This window comes from Pseudoalteromonas caenipelagi, assembly GCF_013140855.1.
Classification (GTDB): Bacteria; Pseudomonadota; Gammaproteobacteria; order Enterobacterales; family Alteromonadaceae; genus Pseudoalteromonas; species Pseudoalteromonas caenipelagi.
Genome location: NZ_JABBPG010000001.1, coordinates 929,378 through 953,293 on the forward strand (window position 1 = coordinate 929,378; position 23,916 = coordinate 953,293).

General features: G+C 41.7%; 29 protein-coding genes. 8 read left to right on the plus strand and 21 right to left on the minus strand.

Annotation, left to right across the window (positions count from 1 at the left end):
- The first annotated feature begins 16 nt into the window (after nucleotides 1-16).
- From HG263_RS04055 to HG263_RS04065, 3 genes are all read left to right on the plus strand, one after another.
- The gene (locus HG263_RS04055) at nucleotides 17-532 is read left to right on the plus strand and encodes a sigma-70 family RNA polymerase sigma factor (RefSeq protein WP_171624765.1); all 516 of its coding nucleotides are present in this window, start codon (nucleotides 17-19) and stop codon (nucleotides 530-532) included.
- Nucleotides 532-1,248 (plus strand): DUF3379 family protein, encoded by a 717-nt coding sequence (locus HG263_RS04060; protein WP_171624766.1) that lies wholly within the window; start codon nucleotides 532-534, stop codon nucleotides 1,246-1,248. Before HG263_RS04055 ends, HG263_RS04060 begins: the two co-directional genes overlap by 1 nt.
- A gap of 129 nt (nucleotides 1,249-1,377) precedes the next feature.
- On the plus strand, nucleotides 1,378-2,247 hold the full coding sequence (locus HG263_RS04065; RefSeq protein WP_171624767.1) for a Tim44 domain-containing protein: 870 nt from the start codon (nucleotides 1,378-1,380) through the stop codon (nucleotides 2,245-2,247).
- Nucleotides 2,248-2,550: 303 nt separating this feature from the next.
- On the opposite strand, the gene HG263_RS04070 is transcribed toward HG263_RS04065, so the two are convergent.
- The 4 genes from HG263_RS04070 to HG263_RS04085 form a co-directional block, all read right to left on the minus strand.
- Nucleotides 2,551-3,696, minus strand: coding sequence for a LamG-like jellyroll fold domain-containing protein (locus tag HG263_RS04070; protein WP_171624768.1), 1,146 nt, complete (start codon nucleotides 3,694-3,696; stop codon nucleotides 2,551-2,553).
- A 255-nt stretch (nucleotides 3,697-3,951) separates the two neighbouring features.
- Nucleotides 3,952-4,512 (minus strand): DM9 repeat-containing protein, encoded by a 561-nt coding sequence (locus HG263_RS04075; protein ID WP_171624769.1) that lies wholly within the window; start codon nucleotides 4,510-4,512, stop codon nucleotides 3,952-3,954.
- Between the two features lie 363 nt (nucleotides 4,513-4,875).
- On the minus strand, nucleotides 4,876-5,619 hold the full coding sequence (locus tag HG263_RS04080) for a hypothetical protein (RefSeq protein ID WP_171624770.1): 744 nt from the start codon (nucleotides 5,617-5,619) through the stop codon (nucleotides 4,876-4,878).
- Complete coding sequence (locus HG263_RS04085; RefSeq protein WP_171624771.1) at nucleotides 5,612-5,860, minus strand: thioredoxin family protein; 249 nt, start codon at nucleotides 5,858-5,860, stop codon at nucleotides 5,612-5,614. The genes HG263_RS04080 and HG263_RS04085 overlap by 8 nt, the downstream gene beginning before the upstream one ends.
- 107 nt (nucleotides 5,861-5,967) lie before the next feature.
- Between HG263_RS04085 and HG263_RS04090 the strand changes: the two genes are divergently transcribed.
- On the plus strand, nucleotides 5,968-6,531 hold the full coding sequence (locus HG263_RS04090; protein ID WP_171624772.1) for a MarR family winged helix-turn-helix transcriptional regulator: 564 nt from the start codon (nucleotides 5,968-5,970) through the stop codon (nucleotides 6,529-6,531).
- 72 nt (nucleotides 6,532-6,603) lie between these two features.
- Here the strand turns inward: HG263_RS04090 and HG263_RS04095 are convergent, their stop codons facing one another.
- Both HG263_RS04095 and HG263_RS04100 read right to left on the minus strand, forming a co-directional pair.
- The gene (locus tag HG263_RS04095; protein ID WP_171624773.1) at nucleotides 6,604-7,470 is read right to left on the minus strand and encodes a LysR family transcriptional regulator; all 867 of its coding nucleotides are present in this window, start codon (nucleotides 7,468-7,470) and stop codon (nucleotides 6,604-6,606) included.
- A 28-nt stretch (nucleotides 7,471-7,498) separates the two neighbouring features.
- Entirely contained in the window at nucleotides 7,499-7,963 is a 465-nt protein-coding gene (locus HG263_RS04100) for a DUF6841 family protein (RefSeq protein ID WP_246239859.1), read from the minus strand.
- Between the two features lie 235 nt (nucleotides 7,964-8,198).
- Between HG263_RS04100 and HG263_RS04105 the strand changes: the two genes are divergently transcribed.
- Together HG263_RS04105 and HG263_RS04110 are read left to right on the plus strand one after the other, a co-directional pair.
- Nucleotides 8,199-8,723: a DUF2937 family protein gene (locus tag HG263_RS04105; protein ID WP_171624774.1), complete on the plus strand. Its 525-nt coding sequence runs from the start codon at nucleotides 8,199-8,201 to the stop codon at nucleotides 8,721-8,723.
- Between the two features lie 275 nt (nucleotides 8,724-8,998).
- Entirely contained in the window at nucleotides 8,999-9,517 is a 519-nt protein-coding gene (locus HG263_RS04110; RefSeq protein WP_171624775.1) for a DinB family protein, read from the plus strand.
- A 194-nt stretch (nucleotides 9,518-9,711) separates the two neighbouring features.
- Here HG263_RS04110 and HG263_RS04115 read toward each other — a convergent pair whose 3' ends face one another.
- The 13 genes from HG263_RS04115 to rpoE all read right to left on the minus strand — a co-directional run bounded on the left by HG263_RS04115 (nucleotide 9,712) and on the right by rpoE (nucleotide 20,294).
- Nucleotides 9,712-10,257, minus strand: a complete 546-nt coding sequence (locus tag HG263_RS04115) for a P-loop NTPase family protein (RefSeq protein WP_171624776.1) — start codon at nucleotides 10,255-10,257, stop codon at nucleotides 9,712-9,714.
- Between the two features lie 146 nt (nucleotides 10,258-10,403).
- Nucleotides 10,404-10,952, minus strand: coding sequence for a GNAT family N-acetyltransferase (locus HG263_RS04120; RefSeq protein ID WP_171624777.1), 549 nt, complete (start codon nucleotides 10,950-10,952; stop codon nucleotides 10,404-10,406).
- A gap of 31 nt (nucleotides 10,953-10,983) precedes the next feature.
- Complete coding sequence (locus HG263_RS04125) at nucleotides 10,984-11,820, minus strand: kinase (RefSeq protein ID WP_171624778.1); 837 nt, start codon at nucleotides 11,818-11,820, stop codon at nucleotides 10,984-10,986.
- 70 nt (nucleotides 11,821-11,890) lie between these two features.
- Complete coding sequence (pdxJ, locus tag HG263_RS04130; protein ID WP_171624779.1) at nucleotides 11,891-12,625, minus strand: pyridoxine 5'-phosphate synthase; 735 nt, start codon at nucleotides 12,623-12,625, stop codon at nucleotides 11,891-11,893.
- 4 nt (nucleotides 12,626-12,629) lie between these two features.
- Entirely contained in the window at nucleotides 12,630-13,319 is a 690-nt protein-coding gene (gene recO / locus HG263_RS04135; RefSeq protein WP_171624780.1) for a DNA repair protein RecO, read from the minus strand.
- Nucleotides 13,320-14,219 carry a GTPase Era gene (gene era, locus HG263_RS04140; protein ID WP_171624781.1) on the minus strand — a complete coding sequence of 300 codons (900 nt, stop codon included), beginning with the start codon at nucleotides 14,217-14,219 and terminating at the stop codon, nucleotides 13,320-13,322.
- Entirely contained in the window at nucleotides 14,209-14,886 is a 678-nt protein-coding gene (rnc, locus tag HG263_RS04145; RefSeq protein ID WP_171624782.1) for a ribonuclease III, read from the minus strand. The genes era and rnc overlap by 11 nt, the downstream gene beginning before the upstream one ends.
- A 2-nt stretch (nucleotides 14,887-14,888) precedes the next feature.
- Nucleotides 14,889-15,827 (minus strand): signal peptidase I, encoded by a 939-nt coding sequence (lepB, locus tag HG263_RS04150; protein WP_171624783.1) that lies wholly within the window; start codon nucleotides 15,825-15,827, stop codon nucleotides 14,889-14,891.
- A 13-nt stretch (nucleotides 15,828-15,840) separates the two neighbouring features.
- Nucleotides 15,841-17,628 carry a translation elongation factor 4 gene (gene lepA / locus HG263_RS04155; protein ID WP_171624784.1) on the minus strand — a complete coding sequence of 596 codons (1,788 nt, stop codon included), beginning with the start codon at nucleotides 17,626-17,628 and terminating at the stop codon, nucleotides 15,841-15,843.
- A gap of 67 nt (nucleotides 17,629-17,695) precedes the next feature.
- Nucleotides 17,696-18,145, minus strand: coding sequence for a SoxR reducing system RseC family protein (locus tag HG263_RS04160; RefSeq protein ID WP_171624785.1), 450 nt, complete (start codon nucleotides 18,143-18,145; stop codon nucleotides 17,696-17,698).
- Nucleotides 18,142-19,092 (minus strand): MucB/RseB C-terminal domain-containing protein, encoded by a 951-nt coding sequence (locus HG263_RS04165; RefSeq protein ID WP_171624786.1) that lies wholly within the window; start codon nucleotides 19,090-19,092, stop codon nucleotides 18,142-18,144. Before HG263_RS04165 ends, HG263_RS04160 begins: the two co-directional genes overlap by 4 nt.
- A 4-nt stretch (nucleotides 19,093-19,096) precedes the next feature.
- The gene (locus HG263_RS04170) at nucleotides 19,097-19,711 is read right to left on the minus strand and encodes a sigma-E factor negative regulatory protein (RefSeq protein WP_171624787.1); all 615 of its coding nucleotides are present in this window, start codon (nucleotides 19,709-19,711) and stop codon (nucleotides 19,097-19,099) included.
- Nucleotide 19,712: 1 nt separating this feature from the next.
- On the minus strand, nucleotides 19,713-20,294 hold the full coding sequence (rpoE, locus tag HG263_RS04175; RefSeq protein ID WP_171624788.1) for an RNA polymerase sigma factor RpoE: 582 nt from the start codon (nucleotides 20,292-20,294) through the stop codon (nucleotides 19,713-19,715).
- Between the two features lie 266 nt (nucleotides 20,295-20,560).
- On the opposite strand from rpoE, the gene nadB reads away from it, so the two are divergent.
- Complete coding sequence (nadB, locus tag HG263_RS04180) at nucleotides 20,561-22,156, plus strand: L-aspartate oxidase (protein WP_171624789.1); 1,596 nt, start codon at nucleotides 20,561-20,563, stop codon at nucleotides 22,154-22,156.
- Here the strand turns inward: nadB and HG263_RS04185 are convergent.
- The gene (locus HG263_RS04185) at nucleotides 22,153-22,461 is read right to left on the minus strand and encodes a hypothetical protein (protein ID WP_171624790.1); all 309 of its coding nucleotides are present in this window, start codon (nucleotides 22,459-22,461) and stop codon (nucleotides 22,153-22,155) included. The two genes, nadB and HG263_RS04185, sit on opposite strands and share 4 nt — an antisense overlap.
- A gap of 97 nt (nucleotides 22,462-22,558) precedes the next feature.
- Complete coding sequence (locus tag HG263_RS04190; RefSeq protein ID WP_171624791.1) at nucleotides 22,559-22,810, minus strand: FAD assembly factor SdhE; 252 nt, start codon at nucleotides 22,808-22,810, stop codon at nucleotides 22,559-22,561.
- A gap of 191 nt (nucleotides 22,811-23,001) precedes the next feature.
- Here HG263_RS04190 and ygfZ point away from each other — a divergent pair, with 191 nt between their 5' ends.
- A complete protein-coding gene (ygfZ, locus tag HG263_RS04195) occupies nucleotides 23,002-23,916 on the plus strand; it encodes a CAF17-like 4Fe-4S cluster assembly/insertion protein YgfZ (RefSeq protein ID WP_171624792.1) in 915 nt (304 codons plus the stop codon).

A 23,916-nucleotide genomic window follows, 5' to 3' on the forward strand; every position in this document is an offset into this window, starting at 1 on the left:
ATAAGGTCTTACTAGCATGACCACTAAACAAAAACGCTACGAAGCTTTGGTACAGGTTTATCATGGCGAGCTTTATCGCTTTGCCTACTGGCTATGCCAAGACCCAACGGTAGCCGAAGATTTGGTACAAGAAACTTTTTTACGGGCTTGGCGTTCGCTTGACTCATTACAAGACAACAATGCGGCAAAGCCATGGTTACTAACTATTATACGTCGTGAAAACGCACGACGCTTTGAGAGAAAACAATTTGATTATGCCGATGTCGAAAACGATACGTTGATTGACAATACCTCCGCAAGTTTAGATGAAGAAATGGAGCAGACTGTTATTCAAAGGCAAATTAATAAGCTCTCAGTTGAGTATCGTGAGCCGCTATTACTGCAAGTTGTTATGGGCTGCTCAGGAGAGGAAATTGCAGAAATTTTAGAACTGAACAAAAATACCGTGATGACGCGACTCTATCGGGCTAGGAACCAGCTTAAAGACGCGTTAACAGAGCATCAAGAACCATTAAAAGGGGCACAAAACTGATGAATGACCTTGAATTTCGTCGCCGCCTTTTTGCCGATCCTAACGATAAGGAAGTTGCGCAGGAGGCTGCAAATAATGCCGAGCAACAAGCCTTGCTAGAAGAGTTACAAGCTTTTGATGTACAGCTAAATAAGGCCCTAGATGTCAAAGTGCCTGATGGCTTAGCCGAGCGTATTTTAGCAAACCAAAAAGCGGATAATGCCCATAATGTAGTTGCTAGAAAAAGCTGGTTTAAGCGTTACAAAACACCATTTGCAACTGCGGCAAGTGCAACCTTTGCTTTAGGTTTGTACTTTATGAGCGCAACCCAAACACCATTACTTGCAGGTGAACACGCCCTAGCCCACGTTCATCACGAACAAGTGGCGTTTCAAAGTAATACCAAGATTGCCTTACAAGTAGTTAATGACAAATTATCACTGTTTGGAGCAAAGCTTGAGTCGTTACCTGGAGATGTAACCTACGCTACTTTTTGTAACTTCAAGGGTCAAAAAAGCTTACACTTGGTTTTTCAGTCTGAGCATGGTCCTATGACGGTGTTTATAGTGCCGCTTTCTGGCAAAAATAGTTTAGGTGGAGATGGTCAGTTTAAAGACGATCGCTATAACGGTATTATCGAGCAAGACCAGCATGCAGCAACGGTACTTGTTGCTAATTTAGGCTCTCCAGTAGAGCAATATCAAAAAAACGTCGCAAGCGCTCTTCGCTGGCTTTAAGGTTGTAAAAAAAGCGGTACGTTATACGCGTACCGCTTATCGCTTTCTCACCCGTATTGAGCCGTTTTTTATTCCTCTTATACAATGATTTCTTTACAATTCCTGCAGTTTTAGTTTTATAGGATAGTTATGAAAAACTTTATTGTGTTCTTCTCGCTGATCTCACTACTATTTGTGAGTAGCTTTAACGTAGAAGCAAGGAAAAAGTTTGGCAGTAAGTCTACTGGCAAAACCCAACAAACCAGCACCACGCAACAAAAACAGCAAACCGATACCAAAGCGATTTCACCTGCTTCGACAGCAAAGCCTAAATCAAGTAAGAAAGGTATTATGGCTGGTGTATTAGGTGGCTTATTAGCTGGTGGTTTAATTGCCGCTATGCTTGGCGACGATTTTGAAGGCTTTCAACTGTTAGAGATGATTTTACTCGCTCTAGCAGCATTTGTTATTTTCAAACTTATCAAAAGTATGATGCAAAAGCGTCAGCAACCGGTTATGGCGGGTGGCCCACAAATGGGTGGCCCACAGGTGGGTGGCTCTGAGCAGCTAAACCAACCCCAACAGTTTCAAACTCAGGCCCCAACAAGCGGCTTTGGGCAGCAGCAAGACTCAGTACCTTTTAACTTGCCTAATGATTTTGACGTCAATGGCTTTTTACAAGGTGCTCGTCAGCATTACCACACTCTACAGGACGCATGGAACAAAAAAGACTATACCACCATGGCTGAGTACCTAAGCCCAGAGTTGGTTGATGAGTTTAAACAGCAGCGTGAAAATGAAGGTGACGTGGCCACTGAAGTCATGTTTGTTGATGCTCAGCTCGTACGCGCAGATACCAAAGCGGATGTGTGGGAAGTAAGTATTCTATTTAAAGGTAAGTATCGTGACCTTGGTGACAAGCAAGAAGAGCCAATTCACGAAGTGTGGCACCTTGAACGCCAAACCCAAGATAATGCCCCTTGGCTGATTGTTGGTGTTGAAGATTTAATCGAAGGCTAGCCTATTTAGTCTATGCGTTTAAAGCTGCAGATATCGCTTGTCTGCGGCTTTAATCAGGTTATTCCCGACGTTAAAGACCTTAGCGCCAAACCAAATAACCCTTCTATTTATAAAAGCGGTTGTTTTAAAATCGCATAGCTTGATAACTTCCCAGACCACCATTTACTTAACCATTTGATTTGATCGTTTTGTCATTTAATGTCGTCAATATATTGTGTGATATGAGAGAATAAATGTGCTTTTCCATGAGGCTGTGAATATAAAACCAGTTGGCTAACGCAGCTACATTAGCGTTTATAAAATTTATCGTTTAGCCGTTATTAACCCGCCTTTCGTGGCAATACTATAACACTGACGCGTATTACCTTTTTGATAATCAGAGGCTATATCATAAACATCCAGTGCTCTGTGATAAAGTGCAACTTCTGCAATCTGCCCTTCGAATAATCCAGTCAAATATGATGAGCGACTACCTATTCTCAGAGGCATGTTATTAGCTAAAGACCCAGACCTAAGTGTAGGATCATGGCTACAAGTTTGCCGCCCATCAACAAAAAATCGGATCCCTGACGAGTCATCTCGATCAATAGATACTGCTATATGGTGCCAGTTGCCATCAGCGATAAAAGCCTGCGTAATATAGTTTGTACATGATGCGCCGGGCTGTCCACAGTACCAACTACCCTGACCATCAGCCAGTTGAAAGCCAAGCCGACCTTCATCAACAAATAATACGTATCCTTGTACATGAGACAATTGGTTCTCATAACGCTTATCAACGATGACCCGCTGCTCTAATGCTGTGGTTTTTATCCATGCAGTAATGGAAAAATCTTCAATAGAAATATCTAGCTCATCTGTGTCTGCAATTTCAATATAGTCATCATAACCATCAAAACAAAACGCTTGCGATTCATCCGCTGCGGCAATACGGATGACATCTTCTTTATGGATAGTTAATTCAGAGATAGAATGTTTACTTAAAACCTCCTTTTCATAAGGAAGTGAATTGCCCACAAGCAGCAGCAAAACAACAGTGTATACAACAGGGCTTTTAAGATATGCGACCAAGGGCAACTCTTTTTGTAATTGCCAGGTGAGTTTTGCATCAATGTAATACCCTTTACCACGCGCATTTTTGATACTCTCACCAGCCCCTTCTTGTCCTAACGCCAGCCTAAGTATTCTGATGCGCTGCTTAACGTTGTCTTCCCCGGTGATTACATTGCCCCAAACTAACGTTTGCAATTGTGTACAAGACACAGGATTTGGCGCATTATTTAACAGCGTGACCAATAACTGATATGACAACTCACTCAATTGAATGTCTTTTTGTTTTTTGTATACTTTTTTCCTTGAAAAGCAAATAGTTAAGTCGTTGAACTTGACTAATGAATATTGCTCACTTAGCGGTTTTGAGAATTGTCCTTGCGCTTGCTTGAGTGCCATATAGGTCCGTTAATATATTCTAGCTTGTATCTAAATTGGTACACAATCGTTATACACCGAAAACAAACCAGAAATCCAACTTTTTCATACGTAAATTTTACAATAATAATATTTTGTAAATAAAAATATATATCAACGCACAACTGACTGGTACTTTTTGCAATTGTATCGAGCAAGAGATTAGAGTAAATAAACTCTTTTAGTGCTAGCAAACACGCTGTGATCGGTTGGAAAGTAATCACAGCGTTTTTTATTCTATCTCTGCCCGCTATAATTATCGATTAATACCGAGAAGTTATCCTCGCTCACTCTTAATAAGTACTCTCGGCCTCTGTGACCATAGTAACAACCATGCCCTCGCACAAACTTACCCACTACAGAATGTGGACCATGCATACCTTTACAAATGTATACGTCAAACCCTTCACTACCGCCAATAACCGCATTGCTACGGATCTGATCAGGCAACGCCCCTTTTTTATAAGGGCCATGTAAACGACTGGCCCACGCAAGTCCATCAAACTTTGTCAATAAACTATTAAAGACTGGTGAACCGTACTCTTTGCCTCTCAAGGCTACATAACACATGCCATTTACATGCTTACCTGGTAGGTTCATGTACTGACAAACATATACAGGCGAACTGCTGTCATGATAGTCGGCACCGACCTTACTACCGTCTTTTATTTCTGCTTGAATGTTAAGCTTCCACCCTGTGTCATAGAGCCAATTATGTGGGTTTGAGTACGCAGTGGCTTTGGCACACGCTATGGTTGTTGCCAAAACGAATATATTTGCTATTAGATTTTTTCTCATGGTTCTCTCGCGTAAAGTCTGTTGATGTTGTTGTGATCGCATACGCTTGCGTTTGAATGGTATGAAATCACTGGGGTATATTCCTAAATTAGCAACACTCACAACAAGGAAAACTAAGTAAAAGAGAGTGAAAAAAAGAAAAAACACAGTTAACACCTTGATAATATGAAATATATTTTATTTCAGCTTGACTGGTTAGTCATTTAACAGACCGACTACACTATCGCTTTCTAAATAATAACGCTTGGCTCTAAGCGAAAGAGATACAGGCTAAGGTAACGTAACATTGCTGCATCACCACGTTAATACAGCCCCAATCACGCTTTCATGATAAGAGCTGTATTTGCTTTTTATACCGCCACACTAGCCGTTCACTTTACCCGGTAACGACAGATTGCCCGATGCAACATCCATCACATTCACAACGCAAAGCAGTGGCGCATGAACACTTTGATTAACTCTCAGACCAGCAGTAACCCCATCGAATGTAGCACCTTCAACAATGCCGATATCATCAAATGGAATGCTCACTTCAACAACATTAGATTTAAAAGTCGGGTTCCAACCTGGGCTATCTAATAAAATAGGTAAGCCGGGCCAAGTTTTTGGTAATCTAGGCCTGCTGTCTTTTGGAATATCCACCACACCTAACGCGCCTTTTCCACATAACTCGTTAGGCTCAAGCACTACCCAATGGCTATGCCATACGTTGCCATCATTTTTAGTATCACCATCGCCATTTTCATCAAACAAGGGCGTATCATCAAAATCAGGATGTGACGTAACAGCTAATGCTAAAATACCGGCCTTTTTCTCAAAACCAACCTCATAGCTATCCATCGTTGTTGGCCACACATATGAAAATACACGACTACCCGCCAGCTTGCCGTTCACAGATGGTTTGCTATCACCAGCCTGTTTAGACACTGCCATATGAAAAGTGGCAACATTACCGTCAGTGGTTATTTTGGTATGAATAATATCAAAAGGGGCTAAGGTTCCCTGCTCAACATCTGAGTGAATTCCGCCTTTATGCTCAGTGTGCGCACTGACACTTTGACACACCCCAATACTTACTAAAGTTAAGACTAAACAGTAGTTACGCATGTTGCTCTCCTTTTAAATCCTCAAGCGCTGCTCCAAAATTAATATGAAACACCGAACCATCAAGCACCAACGCCGGCACAGATTTAACGCCTGCCAGCTGTGCATCAGCAAGCGTTGATATGTTTTCGCCCAAATGGATCACTGAAATGGCAAATTGATTTTTATCTAATGCATCTAAAACCTGTTGCTTCGCACTAAGACACACAGGACACCCTGCATGGTAAAAAATGGCTGTTTTCATAATAGATTCCTTTTTGATTGATTAATTTAGTATTGAGTCGACACCAAATTAATCTAAAGGCGAAAATCAATCTTGTCAACATAGTTTTTAGTCGATACTATTTAGCTATGAAAACGAATCAAATTTATAACAATGTTGAACGCTTGGGTGAGCTCCTAAAAATAGGTGCGCGCAAAGCAGGCGCGGAATATGGACTACAACCCGTTCAGGTTGAAGTGCTACACTATTTGTCGCTATGTAATCAATTTTCTGATAGTCCAATGGCAGTGACAGAGTACCTTGGCTTAACCAAAGGGACTGTTTCTCAAACACTTAAGGTATTAGAAACAAAAGAGTTGCTCATTAAAAAACTCGATGAAAAAGACAAGCGTATGACTCATCTTAAGCTTTCTAGCAAAGGCCAACAGTTGGTCCAAGAGATTATTCCCACGCCCCTATTCGCTGGTGCAATTGAGCACTTATCTGCAGCGCAGCGCGCTGACATAGAGTCGTCATTAGGGCTGCTACTAACAGCCTTACTCAAAGCTAATAACCTTAAAACATTTGGGGTGTGTCAATCTTGCCGCTACAACGAAACAAAAGAAGATGGCAGTTATTTTTGTGGATTAGTGAAACAACCTTTAACGTCTTATCAGGTCAAATTGATCTGTCGGGAGCATGAGTACAAATAACTGTCACGCTTTTAACTACAGAGGCCGCTTTTTTGTCTGACTTGAGCAAAATGCAGCGTGTCGATTCAGCTATCAGCAACTTACGTTATTAATAAGATGCTGCTTGCTTCGCATGGCATCGCGTAAAAAAGTAATGAGCTTTTTGACGTTGGGAAGCGACTGCTTACTAGGGTGAGTTAACACCCATAAACAGGCATAAGAAGTAACACTTGGGGCAAACTCCACTAAACCATCAAAGTGCTGGGCTATGTAGTGTGCGCCTCTGATCATCCCCAAACCTTGTGCTGCGGCTTGATGGCGTAATACTAAATCTTCTATGGTCAACTTAATAGGTGCATTAGGAAATGGGCTATCGTGCAGCCATTGCGGCCGCGGGTGGGCATTTATCGATATCCAGCTTACGTCCTGTCCACTGCGTTGTGCAAAATAGTCTTTATGGGCAAAAAATCCTAAAGAGATGGGGCACAATCTGTGACCAACTAAATAATCATCCAATTGCTCTGCTGCACGTATTACCACATCGGCTTCAGACTTATCTAAGTCACTGAGCGCATATGTGGTGTTAATGTTTAGCTGTACGTGGGGATTTTGCTGCTGAAACTCTGCTAAAACATCCATTAGTACAAACTGTAAAATGGCAGGCGGTAATGAGAGGGTTACTTGCTGTTTAAGTTGTTTGACGCTGTCATCAATAGCAATTTGGTGCTCATTAAAGCGCACTTGCATTGCTTGAGCCGCATCAATCAACCTTAATCCCACCTCACTAAACACTAGGTTGTTTTGTATAAGCGTACATACATCAACGCCATAACGTTGATTAAGGTTGGCTAGTCTACGCGACACAGTACCATGATTTACCGCCAGTAATTTAGCTGCACCGCGCACAGTGTTGGCTTGTTTTAATGCCAGTAGTAATTGAAAGTCGTCCCAGTTTTGCATGCTGACAATATTAAGCGTTGAGGTCTGCTTAAGTTAATGTGTTTTTCGCGTCATGTATAGCAAATGCCGATATTTTCCATTGCCCATCAATTAAATAGACGTAATAACTCGCCCCAACTTTGTTATGCAACTTCCCCTCTTTGGTATAGCGCTCGGCAACATTGCTCACCAAAGCAATATTACTATCAAGAAAGTGTACTTTTATTTTGCCCCACTTAACGTGCGTAACGCCATCCGCTTTTAAGTTTGATAAAAACACCTGAACTTGCTGATTCATTTGCGTCTGTGTGATCACTCTTGGCTGAGAATGAGTAGACATAAGCATGAGTGTGTCGGTATACAGCTGAGGGGTTTTAGGTAATTCATCGCTTTGTAGATAATGATTATATTTGCTCATATAGTTTGCAAACAACGCCTTAATATTCGCTTCATGAGTGGCTGCTTGTGTATGGCAACTGATAAAAAGTAATAAGATCAGTGTAGTTAGTTTCATGTGGTTTGCTCCTTGTTCGTTTTTATCATCCTAGCAAGTGTGATCAACAAGGTCTCGGATTGAAATCAGCTTTTAATGGTGCAATTTTGCACCAACCACCCTTGCCTTTTAACGACGTTCATAAGATGTGAATATTGTATTATCACGTCGACTGAGCCATTCTAAATACAGGCAAATACTTAACTCATTGTAATTTTGAAGTCTGGGTAACGATTAGCGAATTTTTAGGATGGGCATGGCGAAGATTTTTGATTATTTAAAATTAACCGTATTCGTATGTGCATTGCTTATTGGTGTACAAGTACCGGGCTTTGTAGAGCAGTACAAACAAAACCTAAACGCACGTGTATCTGAATCATCGCAAAGCCTCAGTGCATTTCAAAATGATGCCGACAAATACTTTGCTGGCGATATCAATAAGCTAATAAAGCACTATCAAACAAACAAAGATCCCATCATTTTATCCGGCGGTGACAATATCAATAAATTGGTGACTAGAAACCAGCAGCTGATAAACGCTCAAGCGGCATTTAACCAGTCTATTCTAAGCCCCTATATACATGTTTTTATCAACCCAATCACAGAAATTAGAGCTGATGTTTGGCACAATTACAGCTATGTAGTGGTGCTCAATGAAGCAGCCATTGTCGCAGGAGTAGTATGTGGTATTGTATTGCTAGCATTATTTGAGCTATTTATAGGGACTTTGGTCTATATGGGCAGTTTATTTATCAGCCCAAAAAGCACCACTACTTGGTAGTAGCTAAAGCTTTATTACAACAATAAAGCCATAAACAAGCACTTAATGTTTTAAACACGCCAAAGCAATAGCACTCTCGTTTGTTGTTACCTCTCCAACCTTGTACCTATATTTAATTTATGCCGTTTTTCATGCCACACATTGCTACCCTAGGAGTGATCTTTCTCCATGTTCACAAAGTATTGTAATAACGTTTAGTTGTGTTAAGTGATAGTGACCCTTAAACAACATCATTCAGCTGTATGGACGACAGGCATCATAAAGGATAGAAATGTATGTTATTTATCAAAGCATTTGAGTACAAAAAATGGGCGAATAATGAGCTGCTCAACTTTGGAGAGCGCCAACTATCTTTGCTTCCAAAAGAAGATGCTGATTTTTTTATTCGAATTTTAAATCATACCACTGTTGTAGACAGCTTATTTATCTCTCGAATTTTGGGCAAACCTGAGAAGTACCGTGCAGACAATACTTTAGAAACTCCCCAAATATTTGAGTTGCGCAAGACGATGGCAAAAAATGATACTTGGCTCATTCATTTTAATAAAACACTATCAATGGATGGCTTACAGCGAGACATCTCATTTCAATTTACCGATGGCGATCACGGTAGAATGTCTGTCCATGAGATCCTATTGCACTTATTAACTCACGGCAGTAACCACCGCGGTATGGCATCAAGAGTGCTCGCAAGCAATAACCTTGATAGACCAAGAGATACTTATACCCGCTACATACATACGATGGATCCAGCAAGGCTAGTAGCACAAGAGATGCTACAGATAGCCACTTAACGTATTGAAACTAATGATATAACAGCTGAAGTTACGCGCTTAGAAGCCATGGCACCAAAGTGGTTAAGACTCTTGAACGCTGGGTGGTAGTGCAAGCTCCGGCTGGTCATAGGTTTCGTTTTGTCCTTCCACAAAGAAGTGACTTTGACGAAGCTGACAATGTAAATATGTGGGAATAACAAACACTATCAAAACTAAGATTTTGAGCTCTCGTCCTGAGGTTTACTGACATTATTCTCGACGAAGTGATTAAGTTGAGACAGTGTACGTATAACATAAAGCTGCTTAGTTGCTGAGTAGTCCGCCTCTAGTTGATTTAAAAAATCACTATTCCAAAACTTCGGGCAAAGTTTAAGTGTTTTATAACTTTGAATTGTGCCCTTCAATACAGAGCTACCCTCGGGCCAACCTTCTGGTTTTACAAAGAGCCCTTTAATACAACGTTTAGTCACAAGCCAGTAGCTAAGAGGGTAAGATAAGTCGATATAAACTAAGGTGTCTGCCGCATCTAATCGCTGCTTAAACGTTCCCATGGGTCCTAACCCATCAATAATCCAACAGTCCTTTTCAAGGATATGCTGATGAGCATTATCAAATATTTCACGCGCGACTTGTTCCCCACTTTTATTATATTGCAGTAAGTCTAACTGATGTAACTCAATGCCAATTACCCGAGCTAGCCTTTTACTTAACGTAGACTTGCCGCTCCCAGGTTTGCCAAATACCGCTATTTTTTTCAATTGATATCCTTTCATTAAAAGACTTCACGATTATTCAAGTAAAGCTAAAGATGGCGACAAGATAAAGATGCTATTGCCGTTTAAATAACGCGAAACGAACCATCAAAATGAACTTTTGTGCGTAGCGAGTTTAACTTTGTGCCTTTTTAAAGACCAACAGAGCTATTGAACTCAGACGCAAGCATCGCGTACAAGCATTCATCTGCCCACTCACCTTTAAAAAATATGTTTTGCATGTAATGAGCCTCAAGGCGAAAGCCCAAACACTTTAAAAGACGCTGTGCAGCTTCATTTTTAGCATCAGTGATTGCAATAACACGATGCTTACTCAATACATTAAACAAGTACTCGAGTAAGGCCGTTACTGCATTATTTGCTACCCCCTGCCGCTGGTTAGTCGGGGCAATAGTAAAGCCGATTTCAACTTGCTCATCATCGATAAAATGTATAGCTAAATCTCCCAATAAATGATCACTGGATGAATCGACAATGGCAAGTTGAAACCACTTTCCGGCTTCGCCAAATGTCGTATAGTCCATATTATCAAATAGCCGCTGAGCATCCGCGAGCGTGTAATTATCCCAACTTTGATAACGGGCCACATCTTTTATATTTCGATACTGTGCAAAATGCGCTAGATCTTTGGCAAAAAAGGGTCTTATTTGCATATGCTTGGTGTATAAAGTAGGTGCCATAACAATGATCCTTATTATTTTTTGCTGTATTTTATAACATGAAGCGGTGGGTCTCTAAAGCCTTAACATGTAGGTCGCACAACTGCGGCAAAACATCAAATCCATGCTCCGTTAAGCGCTGAAAAAACATGATAAAGTATTTGATTTGCCGTTCACTCATCCCTTTTCCTGTGCGCGCTATCAACTGTTTTTCTTGTTGTAAACGCCACTTAAATACTCGTTCAAAGTGGCCGACGTCTAAATAGATAAGGTTGTCTAAATGCGCAAACAGAGGTTGATAATCAGAGGCTAAAAACGCGTTAACTAACGTTCTAAAATGACCATTTTCATCATCTTCACGCTCTAATTGGTTGATTGGGTCAATTAGCTGCTCATTTGATTGGGCCGCGATACCTACGCACCACCCTTCAAAAACCAATATATCCAGTGGTTGCTGGTGTTTGGGCCACAAGTAGGTTGCACAGGGCTCGTCAGTGGCTTTATCAAAACGTGGTAACTGCAAAGAACTTCCCTGTTTAAAATCGGCTAACACTTGTTGGCCTAAAGCAACATCATGAGTGCCTGGCACACCTCGAGTTGCAAACAAAGGATGTAGCTGTCGAGCGCGCTTTTTTCGCTCATTTGAGCTTAAGTAGAAATCATCAATCGACACCGTGGCTGCGCGATAACCACTTTCGTTCAAATGCGCGACCAAATACGCTGCTAGAGTTGACTTTCCAGATCCCTGCGCACCATTGATACCTAAACAATAAGGACGCACTGAATGATTTATTTGTTGTTCTAGCCAAGCAATAATTGGTGCAGCATCTTTTATATAGTCTGTTGATAGCCGATACTGCTCTATAAATGCAGTTTGCCAAGGTTTCATTGACTCATTCCATATACTAAAAATAACAAAGGCCACTCACGTGACCTTTATTATGCATTAAATATATTCGCTAAGCCTGTCTGGCTTCTAACATCAAACGCTTCATGTCTCGGACTGCTTTTTCTAACCCATCAATCGCAGCTCGAGCAATAATGGCATGACCAATATTTAACTCGTATATTTCTGGCATTTGTGCAATTGGTTTAACATTGTGATAATGCAAACCATGGCCTGCATTGACGATAATGCCTAGACTATGTGCATATTGAACACCTTCACGGATGCGTTCTAATTCTTGTGCTTGTTCTTGGTCATTTTCTGCATCAGCGTACGCACCAGTGTGGATCTCAATGTACGGCGCACCCGTGGCTTTTACAGCATCGATTTGTGCTTTGTCTGCATCAATAAATAAGCTCACCTTAATGCCAGAAGCTTCAAGTGTATTAACCGCTTCAGTGATTTTTGCTTGGTTTCCTATCACATCCAAACCACCTTCGGTGGTCAGCTCTTCACGCTTTTCTGGTACTAAACACACATATTCAGGTTGCACTTCTTTAGCAATAGCCAACATTTCATCTGTTACAGCAATTTCTAGGTTCATGCGTGTTTGAATGGTTTTAGCCATTACATACACATCTCTATCTTGAATATGGCGACGGTCTTCACGTAAGTGAATCGTAATACCATCAGCACCGGCGTGCTCAGCAACACTTGCTGCGTGCGCAGGATCGGGGTAAGTGGTGCCGCGTGCCTGTCTGAGTGTTGCAATATGATCTACGTTAACGCCCAATAAAATCTCTTTCATAGCCCTACCTTGATATAAATAATTCGCGGCTTTTTAACGCCTTGTTTCCTAAAAGGGGTTTCAATAAATATCGACTCAAGTGTTTAGCTGGAGTACGAACAGCTGCTTTGGCAAAATCATGCTCAGCCATTGCTAATAACACAGCACCCGAAAAACCGTTTTGCGGTATATCTGTTGGTTCAAATCCCAGCTCTGGAATATATTGATAATTTAAGTTTGCCGTTATCGGCTCACCATTGGCATCAATATCAAACTCAATGCCAAAGCCCAAAGCACTGAGCAACTGAAACTCATAACTGCGTAAAATAGGTTCAACGTCGCTGTTTTGTTCCAAAGAACGCACATGAGTTTGATACAACTCGAACACCTGCTCCAAAGGCTCATTACGGGGCACAATGCGATAGGTCAGTTCATTCAAATAAAAACCACAATATAACTGCTTGCCCTGCAATTCTAATGGATTTTGAGCCAGCTCAAAGGAGTTTAAATATTTTAGGTCGTAACGGCCAGCATATTGGGCCAAAATAGGAGCGAAAGGTCTAAGATGTGCGTTGTGTTTTAGTGCCTGTTTGCCTTTAATACGTGCGATCATACTCAAATGACCAACGCCCTCAACAAGCATATTCAACATCAATTGAGAGTCGCTGTGCGCTCTACGATGAAGCAAATACACTTGCCGAAAGTCGTTTTGCAATTAGTCTTCTCCGTACCCTAGGCTACGTAGTGCACGTTCATCATCAGCCCAACCTGATTTTACTTTCACCCAAAGTTCTAAAAAGACTTTGTTATCCAACATGGCCTCTAAATCTTTACGGGCTTCACGGCCGATCACTTTTAGCTTTTCGCCTTTGTTACCGATCACCATACGCTTTTGTGATTCACGCTCAACTAAGATTAATGCATTGATCTGCCATACACCATTGTCTTGCCACTTAAACTGTTCAATTTCAACAGTCACAGAGTACGGCAGCTCATCACCCATAAAGCGCATCAGTTTTTCACGCACAATTTCTGCTGATAAAAAACGCATCGAGCGGTCAGTTACATAATCTTCTGGGAAATAAAACTCACACTCAGGTAAGCGTGCACGTACTTGCTCTTTCACCAAGTCGATGTTTTTATTCTGCTTTGCAGATACTGGTACAATCCCAACAAAATCGCCTTGTTCAGAAAGCCATTGCATGTGCTTTAAAACGTCTTCTTGTACTTTTACTTGGTCAACTTTATTCATCACCACAAGCACAGGACGACCGCTTTGGATGACCTTATTTAACACCATTTCATCATCGCTGTTCCAAAGTGTGCCTTCAAGAACAAAAATGATCAGCTCAACATCACCAATTGAGCTAGACGCTGCACGGTTCATCAAACGGTTGATGGCACGCTTTTCTTCAATATGAAGGCCTGGAGTATCAACATAAACTGCTTGATAGTTGTCTTCTGTGTGAATACCCATGATACGGTGACGAGTGGTTTGTGGCTTACGAGAGGTGATACTCACCTTTTGCTCCACAATTTTGTTTAGTAGCGTTGATTTACCTACATTTGGGCGACCAACGATGGCAACCATGCCACAGTGTGTATTAGGCGTCATTTTTTAAAATCTTCAATGCTTTTTCGGCAGCTTTTTGCTCAGCTTTACGACGAGAGCTACCTACTGAAATTATGCTCTCCATCCCTTCTACAATACATTCAACCGTGAACGTTTGGTTGTGCGCCTGACCTTTGGTATCGATAACCGTATAGCCAGGTAATGGTAGCTTGCGTGCCTGTAAGTACTCTTGTAGTAATGTTTTAGGGTCTTTTTGATTGAGCCCAGGAGAAATCGCATCTAACCGCGAGGCATACCAAGTTAAAATCAACTCACTACAAGTATCAATATTTGAGTCTAAGAATACTGCCCCAATAATCGCTTCTACGGCATCTGCAAGCGTTGACTCTCGACGAAAGCCACCGCTTTTAAGCTCACCAGGGCCAAGCCTTAAATAATCACCTAAGTTAAACTCTACACCAAATTCAGCTAAAGTTTGCCCTCTAACTAAGGTCGAACGCATGCGACTCAAATCACCTTCACGCGCTTTAGGAAATTTATGATACAAGGCATTGGCGATAACAAAACTCAAAATCGAGTCACCAAGAAATTCTAATCGCTCATTGTGCTGACCTTTATGACTGCGATGCGTCATGGCCTGCTCAAGCAATACCTCGTTACTAAAGTGATATCCTATCTTACTGTATAATTCTGCTACGTTTTTTTTCATTGCTACTGAATATTACCTAGGCGTTCAAAGCGAACACCAGTTGGAACCCAACCTGGAAGTAGGCTGTCTGGGCCATTTTCAAAATCAAAACTCATCCAAATAAAGACCGCTTTACCGACCAAGTTCTCCTTAGGAACAAACCCCCACATACGGCTATCTTGACTATTATTACGATTGTCACCCATTGCAAAATAGCTATCTTCTGGCACTATCCATTCATCTTTTCTCGTACCAGCTTGTTGCGGACGATAACGTTCTACAGGTTCTATTGCCTGAGGGTTTATAAGTATATCATGCTGCACATTAGGCAAGCTTTCTGCTAAACGCACTAATGGCATTGAACCTTGCATGTATTCATCATTGTTAACGATATCAAGCTTTATCTTATTATACTCACCACATACCAAATTGCCCTGTTGCTGCTCGCCATCTGCACAATTAGGTTTGATATATAACTGGCGGTTACGATAAACAATACGGTCGCCAGGTAAGCCAATAACGCGCTTAATAAAGTCGATACGCTCATCAAGTGGAAACTTGAATACCACAACATCACCGCGCTCTGGTTGGCCAACCTCAACCAATTGTGAGCGCCAGACAGGGTCTTTAATACCGTATGCGTATTTTTGAACCAAAATAAAATCACCATCTAATAAAGTTGGCATCATTGAGCCAGATGGGATTTGAAATGGTTCAAAGATGAATGAGCGAAAAATAGTAATCGCTGCAATCATCGGGAATATAGACTTTGCGCCTTCAATTATGGCGGGTTCAGGGGCTATTTGCGCAATCACATCGTCATCAAGAGTCTGTTCGGAAGAGCCTTGTGCCAATGCAATGCGTTCTTTTCGCTTAGGTGCATAAACCAAGTGGTCTAATAGCCAAAGTAAGCCTGAGCCAATGGTCAATACCACCAAAAAAATAGAAAAATAGCCTGCCATTAATAAATTCCTGTTATTTACCCACTTTAAGTATGGCTAGAAACGCATCTTGAGGTACTTCAACGTTACCTAACTGTTTCATGCGTTTTTTACCTTCTTTTTGTTTTTGAAGTAGTTTCTTCTTACGACTTACGTCACCACCATAACACTTCGCGATAACATTTTTACGTAATTGTTTTACGGTTGTACGTGCAATAACGTGTCCACCAATAGCCGCTTGAATCGCAATATCGAACATCTGACGTGGAATAAGCTCTTTTAATGCGTCTGCTAATTGACGTCCACGACTTTGCGCGCCATCTCGGTGTGCAATAATTGCTAATGCATCAACACGGTCGCCGTTAATAAGAATATCAACCCTAACCATATCAGATGGGGTAAAGTGCTTAAAGTTATAGTCAAGTGATGCAAAACCACGGCTTGTTGATTTTAGTTTATCGAAGAAGTCCATCACTACTTCAGCCATTGGTAGTTCATAGGTTACTGCAACCTGTTTACCGTGATACGCCATCTTGGTTTGCATACCGCGCTTTTCAACACATAACGTAATTACATTACCTAAGTACTCTTGCGGTACCAGAATGTTCGCTTCTACGATTGGTTCACGGATCTCTAAAATATCATTGACCGGCGGTAAATCTGATGGATTATCAATTTGAATGGTGCCATGCTTGGTCTCAATCTCATAGATTACCGTTGGCGCTGTAGTGATAAGATCCATGTCATATTCACGCTCCAGACGCTCTTGAATGATTTCCATGTGTAACATGCCTAAGAAACCAACGCGGAAGCCAAAACCTAACGCGGTTGAATTCTCAGGTTCAAAGAACAACGATGCATCATTTAAGCTAAGTTTGTTCAACGCATCACGGAATGATTCATAGTCATCTGAAGAGATAGGGAACATGCCAGCGTATACTTGCGGTTTGATTTTCTGGAAACCAGGTAAACGCTGTGGCGCCGGATTTTTAGTCAAAGTGATAGTATCACCCACTGGCGCACCGTGAATATCTTTAATACCGGCGATTACATAGCCTACTTCACCCGTTTTTAAAGTACCGGTGTTGGTTTGCTTAGGTGTAAAAATACCTACTTTGTCAGCAAGGTGGGTTTGACCAGTAGACATGATCTTTATTTTATCACCTTGGCGCAGCTCACCATGTTTGATACGCACCAAAGACACAACGCCTTGGTATGAATCAAACCAAGAGTCAATGATAAGTGCTTGTAGTGGCGCTTCGGGATCGCCTTCTGGTGGAGGTACATCACGAACAATATTCTCTAATACATCTTCGATACCAATGCCGGTTTTAGCACTACATTGCACAGCATCAAGTGCATCGATGCCAACAATATCTTCAATTTCTTCGGCAACACGCAACGGATCGGCCTGAGGCAAATCAATTTTGTTTAAAATTGGAATAACTTCCAAATCCATTTCAATTGCAGTGTAACAGTTAGCCAACGTTTGTGCTTCTACACCCTGACCTGCGTCAACTACCAGCAGTGCACCTTCACACGCAGCTAAAGAACGAGAGACCTCGTAGGTAAAATCAACGTGTCCTGGCGTGTCGATAAAGTTCAACATGTAGGTTTCACCATCTTTCGCTGTGTAGTTCAAAGTTACACTTTGCGCTTTGATGGTAATACCGCGCTCACGCTCGATGTCCATTGAATCCAGAACCTGCTGCTGCATTTCTCGGTCTGTAAGGCCACCGCATACTTGAATTAGGCGGTCAGAAAGCGTTGATTTGCCATGGTCAATGTGGGCGATGATAGAAAAGTTACGGATATGCTTCATATACTGGATTCTAAACTTCTATAAGTCACTAAATGGATTAAAGTAGCGATTTTACCTTTTATTTAACTCAATCACCATCTATTTGCGTCACGCTCATGCTAATTGGATAAATTTTTACCACTTTCACCTCGTGCTTTAAACCTTGCACTCGCCATTTTGCAAGTAGAAATCCTAAAAGGCCGCCGACTGTGGCACTTAGAATTTGCTTTGGCTCACTCCAAGCAAACGCTAACACACTAATGAATGCGAATAAAAAAGCACCAAATATCGGTAGCATATATACATAGAAGGAATGACTGACAAGTTTTGAATCATCAAGGCTGAGTTTGACTTTCTGCCCAATCTGAACAGGCTTTTCAAACTTGATTGGTAAGGTTTTTTTATGAGAGCCAAACAATTTAGCAAAAATTTGCGATCCACATTTGCCATTACAGCCCTCACAGGCAGGCTTTTGTTGTGCCTGTAAATAAGCAGTAGTGCCAGATACTGACACTACGGTAAGTGTTTGTTCTATCATAGTGGCCGTTTCACAGACTCAGCGATACTCTTTGCTGTAATCGCTGGTATATTACCAACAACAGACACATCAAACGCGCCCGAATTGTGCACATACACGGTTGTTGCACCTGATGATAGAGCCCCACTTGGACGCTGACCAGGCAGTGGTCGTTGTACAAATACAGATACATCCACTAAGCCATCTGAAAACAAATAATAGTCCGCCAATTCGTTATTTAAATCTAATTTGTGACGGTCAGATTTTAATAGTTTAAATCCTTCAGGCAACCAACCAATTTGCCAATTACTCTGCGCAGTTTCATCTTTACTTAACTCAAGCGCAGGCAAAGGCGTAGGAAATTCTCTTTGTGTCAATTCGAGTAGCTGTTCGGCAGGTTCAGGTGTAACACTGATGTGCGTTAATTGTAATTGTTCAAGTAACTCCCCTTGCTGCGTTACATAAGCCGCTTTTAGCAACAGTGACGATTGAGTATCAATCCAGAGCCAATAATTGTACTTAGAGTCATCTTTTGATTCCACTCGCACCAACTGAGCTGGACGCCCAGCTATTCGCCCTTTACCACCTAACACAAAATCATAATGTTCCAATAACGCTTGAGAATCTTTGAACAATATTTCCGGAATAGGCCCTGCAATAGAATCAGTTCTTACCGAATAAGGCGTAGATTGAGGTTCATAGTAAGTGACTAAATCGTCAACTCGCACTATTTCAAGCCCTGCGCCATTAAGTAAGCTCAAAAGCTCTAATTCTTTGTTGTTGTGTTTAGCATGCACCCATCGATAAGGTTCCATGCCTTTACCCTTAAGAACAACAAATGAAGCATCAAAGTTTCTATTGTGGACGGCTGTCGCCATGTTATTCAACAATTGCTTGGCAGAAACAACCTCTTCGGCGTGCGTTAAGGTCGCCAAAAATAAACCTAAAATGCAGGCAAGTAATCTCATTTAACTACTTCTTTTCCTCTGATTGTTCACGTTCAGCTTTGTCTTTTTGTTGCAGAGCATAAGCGACTCTAGATTGACGCTGGTGTTCTAAAACCAAAGCGCCGATACGTTGCTGCTGTAAATCTCGAATACCTTGTTCAGCCTGCTGCAAAGCGGGTTGCTCAGATGAGAAGCTCACAGGTGCAACACCACCTGCCAATGGACGAGACTGTAAGATTGGCATTTCATCAATTGCAGGACTATTTTGCTGTGGCATGGTATTCACGCCAAGCACTGCAACTAGCGCTACACTGGCTGCGATTGCAACCTGAGACAAAGGCTTACGCCAAGCGCTTAGCTTAATCACCTTTGTGTCACTGACTTGCTCTATATCTGCACTGTTATCGTCACCAGCTACACTGTGGCAAGGCTCATTCTCTAAAGCTTGGGCCACACTGGCTGTAATATCAATGCTAATACCACCTGTTTGCGTTTGACGCATCACATCACCGATTTGCGCATAGCGGGCAAACTTTTCTTGATCTATCTGACTACAAGAAGATTGTTCTAGCTGCAAGTCGCCGTCAAGTAAGCGCGATGCGGCTTCTTGCGGTGATGTAGTAAGGTTTTGTTTTGTCATGTTATGACTCACCTATTAGTGGGTTTAAATTATTATCTATTGCCTCTCGTGCCCTAAAGATACGAGAACGAACGGTACCAACTGGGCAATCCATTACTACCGCGATTTCGTCATAGCTCATACCTTCGATCTCACGAAGCGTAATCGCCGTTTTTAAGTCATCAGGTAAACCGTCTATTGTCGAAAATATAACAGCCTTTACCTCATCACTTAGCAATAAATTCTCAGGAGATGCATTTGAGCGTAACTGCTCAGCGCCGTCATAAAACTCAGCTTCTTCAGCATCAACATCATTGGCCGGGGGTTTTCGCCCTTGAGCCACCAAATAATTTTTTGAGCAGTTAACCGCAATACGATACAACCAAGTGTAAAACGCACTTTCTCCCCTAAAATTAGGGAGTGCGCGATACGCCTTGATGAATGCCTCTTGGGCTACATCTGCTACATCACCGTGATTTGATACATAACGTGAAATCAATGCGGCGACTTTATTTTGATACTTGGCAACTAAAAGGTTGAAGGCGTTTTTATCTCCTTGCTGCACCCGCTTAACCAGTTCTAAATCCAAATCCTGCTCGCTCATTCGAGCCGGTACTCCTCTTTGTTATAGTTATAACTCAATGTTTCGTTGCCATTATTTACAGCTACTCTGACTGAGCCATGATTAAAAAGTTCTGTTTTTTTTAATATTTTTTTAAAATAACGACCAAAAGCACATTTTTAACGTACATAACTGCACTTACATAGCTCACACAAAGCACATATGGTTTACCTTAATTAGGTGTATAATAGCAAAAGATGATGCAACTAGCTGTATGTAGCGCATAGAAAAAGTGAAGATCTAAACACATGAAGTCAAATAAAAACCATAATACCGACGTCGTCGTTATCGGAAGCGGCGCTGCGGGTTTAAGCTTAGCACTGTCTTTAGCAAACCACTGTCATGTTACCGTGATAAGTAAGGGCGATTTAAAAGAAGGCTCCACACTGTATGCACAAGGCGGCATCGCTGCGGTATTTGACAAAAAAAATGACAGTATTGAGTCCCATGTTGAAGACACATTGGCTGCAGGTGCTGGTCTATGTGACCGTGATGCTGTTCATTATACCGCAAGTAACGCAAAAAACTGTTTAAAATGGCTTATCGAACAAGGAGTGCCATTTGACGTAGAATTTGATAGCAAAGGTAAAGAAAGATTTCACCTTACACGTGAGGGCGGCCACAGCCACAGGCGTATTTTACATGCTGCCGATGCTACAGGTAAAGCAGTGCAAACTACGTTAGTAAGCCAAGTCCAAGCACACAGCAATATCACTTTACTTGAGCAACACAATGCCATCGATCTTATTTGCGACAAAACCAGCGATCAGAGACGTATAAAAGGCGTTTATGTGTTCAATAGGCGAAAAGACCGCGTAGAGACAATCTCAGCTAAGTTTGTGGCGTTAGCAACCGGTGGCGCTAGTAAAGTATACTTATATACATCAAATCCTGATGTCTCTAGTGGCGATGGCATTGCCATGGCATGGCGCGCTGGTTGCAAGGTTGCGAACATGGAATTTAACCAATTCCACCCCACCAGCCTCTACCATCCAGAGCTGCAAAACTTCTTGATCACCGAAGCCATGCGTGGTGAAGGTGCATTACTAAAACGCCCTGACGGCACCCGTTTTATGCCCGATTTCGATGACCGTGAAGAGTTGGCACCTCGAGATATCGTGGCCAGAGCCATTGACTATGAGATGAAACGCTTAGGTGCAAATTGTGTGTATCTGGACATTTCGCACAAAGACAAAGATTTTATTATTGAGCATTTTCCTACTATTTATGCAAAATGTCTGAGTGTTGGCTTAGATATTACGAAAGAATCGATTCCCGTTGTGCCCGCGGCGCATTACACATGTGGTGGAGTTGTCACTGACTTCAATGGTAAAACCGACATTGACAACTTGTATGCAGTAGGTGAAGTTGCTTATACCGGTTTGCACGGCGCAAATCGTATGGCCAGCAATTCATTGTTGGAATGCATCGTTTTTGCCCATGCAGCCGCCAAAGACATTTTATCAAAAATTAAAACGAGTCCACAGCCTCCACAGTTGCCTGAATGGGATGAAAGCCAAGTTAACGATTCGGATGAGGAAGTCGTGATCACCCATAACTGGCATGAGTTAAGGTTATTTATGTGGGACTATGTTGGTATTGTACGCTCCACCAAACGATTAGAACGAGCGCTACGTCGCGTAGAGCTTCTACAACAAGAAATTCACGAATACTATGCACATTTTAGGGTATCAAATAATCTACTTGAGCTTAGAAACCTAGTACAAGTGGCGGAGCTCATCATCCGCTGTGCTTTAGAGCGCAAAGAAAGTAGAGGTTTACACTACACCATTGACTACCCACAACAGAATGACGCACCTCAGCCTACGATTTTAAAGCCTTAAGTCCTAATAGTATCGTGAGCAAAGCACACTCGGCACAAGTGAGACCAATCTTGTGCCGATAAAGCCCATTGGCCTATCAATACACGCTGGCGAGCGCCAGAATAATCTGTCACTTGCAAACATAATATATTGATAAATAACTGAGCACTCGACACTTTTCCAACTAAATATAAAGCGCCTTGAAATTCAATATAATTATCAGATTCAGTGATTAAAATAGTGCCGCTGGATGGGGTGCTTTTTCGACATTGCTGCAGGCATATTTTATATCCAACATAGCCCAAAACAATTGCTGAAAAGATCATATGATACGAAGGAAACAGCATCACACATATAAAAGTAACACTCGCAAATAAGGCCACAAATGGTTTGTGGCCTAGTATGTTATTTTTAAATACGAACTTATACGCGGACTCGGTCAAGGATCAATTTAACCATGGCATTTAGTTCTGCATCGGGGCAAGTTTCATGTCCCATAAACCATGCAAATAAATCAGGGTCTTCCACGGCGAGTAAACGTTGGAATACCAATTTATCAGCCTCGCTTAAGGCATCATAAGCTTCGTCAACAAATGGCCCCAACAATACGTCTAGCTCCAACATACCACGTCGACAAGCCCATTTTGTGCGAGACTTTGAATACAGCTCTGCCATTTCAATACCCTTATCTGTAATTTTTTTAATTATACTAGACAAATTATATCTTAGTTTAGCCCCAGAGACACCCGCCTTCGCCACAAAAACATGCTGTCGAATAGTCTTAAGAGATTTCTTTTAGCATCAGCATTTAAGCGCATGTCGATATGAGTTAACATTACCCCATTCTCTCTTTAAGGATTAATTTTATGTCACTCATAAGTGCTGTTAATCTACCATACAAGGTAATTACTGTTTCAGGGCCTGAGCAACTGAGTTATTTGCATGGTCAGCTAACCCAAGATATGAACTTGATTACTGAGCAAAACTTTATGTGGGCAGGTCATTGCAGTCCAAAAGGCAAGTTGTGGGGAGTGTTTCGACTGTTCAAATATCAGCAAAGCTTTATGTTGCTTGGTTCTGAGCCTGAAATTGACGCATCTACAAGAGAACTAAAAAAGTATGGCGTCTTTGCAAAGGTAAATATTGAGCCTTTAAATAATGCCAAAATAGTAGGAATTCACAGCTCCCAATTGAACAATGTATGTGATTTGCTAGGCTTAAATTTTTCACAGCAGCAAAGCGCATGTGATTTTGGCGACAACAAAGCGATAAAGCTTGATGATACGAGACTCATTTTAATTATTAGTGACAGCTACGAGTTGCCTGCTGACATTGAAGTAAGTAATGACCCAAGTGTATTTATTGAAGCTGGTATTCTCGCAGGCGAGCCACAAATCAATGCGCAGAATATTGAAGAGTTTGTGCCACAGATGATTAACCTACAAGCGTTAAATGGTATCAGCTTTAAAAAAGGCTGTTATACAGGTCAAGAAACCGTAGCGAGAATGCGCTATCTTGGTAAAAACAAGCGCGCTATGTATATCGTGCAAGGCGAGTCGACCAGCCCACTTGAAGAAAGTGAGTTAGAACTGCAGCTTGGTGATAATTGGCGTCGTGCAGGCAAAGTAGTGCATCAGGTTTTTAACCCAGCAAATAATACTTACAGTGCATTAGCCGTTCTTCCCAACGACACTGAACAATCGGCACTGTTACGTGCAAAAAATTCACCCGAGGTAGCATTGAAAATATTACCTCTCCCCTATTCTCTAGATGACCAATAA

Excerpts from the sequence above, each read along its gene's own strand:
- HG263_RS04075 (WP_171624769.1), bottom strand. The coding sequence starts at position 4,512 with ATGAGAAAAAATCTAATAGCAAATATATTCGTTTTGGCAACAACCATA.
- ygfZ (WP_171624792.1), top strand. The coding sequence starts at position 23,002 with ATGTCACTCATAAGTGCTGTTAATCTACCATACAAGGTAATTACTGTT.
- HG263_RS04160 (WP_171624785.1), bottom strand. The coding sequence starts at position 18,145 with ATGATAGAACAAACACTTACCGTAGTGTCAGTATCTGGCACTACTGCT.
- HG263_RS04110 (WP_171624775.1), top strand. The coding sequence starts at position 8,999 with ATGTTATTTATCAAAGCATTTGAGTACAAAAAATGGGCGAATAATGAG.
- HG263_RS04105 (WP_171624774.1), top strand. The coding sequence starts at position 8,199 with ATGGCGAAGATTTTTGATTATTTAAAATTAACCGTATTCGTATGTGCA.
- HG263_RS04125 (WP_171624778.1), bottom strand. The coding sequence starts at position 11,820 with ATGAAACCTTGGCAAACTGCATTTATAGAGCAGTATCGGCTATCAACA.
- HG263_RS04190 (WP_171624791.1), bottom strand. The coding sequence starts at position 22,810 with ATGGCAGAGCTGTATTCAAAGTCTCGCACAAAATGGGCTTGTCGACGT.
- HG263_RS04070 (WP_171624768.1), bottom strand. The coding sequence starts at position 3,696 with ATGGCACTCAAGCAAGCGCAAGGACAATTCTCAAAACCGCTAAGTGAG.
- HG263_RS04170 (WP_171624787.1), bottom strand. The coding sequence starts at position 19,711 with ATGACAAAACAAAACCTTACTACATCACCGCAAGAAGCCGCATCGCGC.
- HG263_RS04165 (WP_171624786.1), bottom strand. The coding sequence starts at position 19,092 with ATGAGATTACTTGCCTGCATTTTAGGTTTATTTTTGGCGACCTTAACG.
- rpoE (WP_171624788.1), bottom strand. The coding sequence starts at position 20,294 with ATGAGCGAGCAGGATTTGGATTTAGAACTGGTTAAGCGGGTGCAGCAA.
- HG263_RS04090 (WP_171624772.1), top strand. The coding sequence starts at position 5,968 with ATGAAAACGAATCAAATTTATAACAATGTTGAACGCTTGGGTGAGCTC.
- era (WP_171624781.1), bottom strand. The coding sequence starts at position 14,219 with ATGACGCCTAATACACACTGTGGCATGGTTGCCATCGTTGGTCGCCCA.
- rnc (WP_171624782.1), bottom strand. The coding sequence starts at position 14,886 with ATGAAAAAAAACGTAGCAGAATTATACAGTAAGATAGGATATCACTTT.
- nadB (WP_171624789.1), top strand. The coding sequence starts at position 20,561 with ATGAAGTCAAATAAAAACCATAATACCGACGTCGTCGTTATCGGAAGC.
- HG263_RS04185 (WP_171624790.1), bottom strand. The coding sequence starts at position 22,461 with ATGATCTTTTCAGCAATTGTTTTGGGCTATGTTGGATATAAAATATGC.
- HG263_RS04065 (WP_171624767.1), top strand. The coding sequence starts at position 1,378 with ATGAAAAACTTTATTGTGTTCTTCTCGCTGATCTCACTACTATTTGTG.
- HG263_RS04060 (WP_171624766.1), top strand. The coding sequence starts at position 532 with ATGAATGACCTTGAATTTCGTCGCCGCCTTTTTGCCGATCCTAACGAT.
- pdxJ (WP_171624779.1), bottom strand. The coding sequence starts at position 12,625 with ATGAAAGAGATTTTATTGGGCGTTAACGTAGATCATATTGCAACACTC.
- HG263_RS04120 (WP_171624777.1), bottom strand. The coding sequence starts at position 10,952 with ATGGCACCTACTTTATACACCAAGCATATGCAAATAAGACCCTTTTTT.
- HG263_RS04095 (WP_171624773.1), bottom strand. The coding sequence starts at position 7,470 with ATGCAAAACTGGGACGACTTTCAATTACTACTGGCATTAAAACAAGCC.
- lepA (WP_171624784.1), bottom strand. The coding sequence starts at position 17,628 with ATGAAGCATATCCGTAACTTTTCTATCATCGCCCACATTGACCATGGC.
- HG263_RS04085 (WP_171624771.1), bottom strand. The coding sequence starts at position 5,860 with ATGAAAACAGCCATTTTTTACCATGCAGGGTGTCCTGTGTGTCTTAGT.
- HG263_RS04100 (WP_246239859.1), bottom strand. The coding sequence starts at position 7,963 with ATGAAACTAACTACACTGATCTTATTACTTTTTATCAGTTGCCATACA.
- HG263_RS04080 (WP_171624770.1), bottom strand. The coding sequence starts at position 5,619 with ATGCGTAACTACTGTTTAGTCTTAACTTTAGTAAGTATTGGGGTGTGT.
- lepB (WP_171624783.1), bottom strand. The coding sequence starts at position 15,827 with ATGGCAGGCTATTTTTCTATTTTTTTGGTGGTATTGACCATTGGCTCA.
- HG263_RS04055 (WP_171624765.1), top strand. The coding sequence starts at position 17 with ATGACCACTAAACAAAAACGCTACGAAGCTTTGGTACAGGTTTATCAT.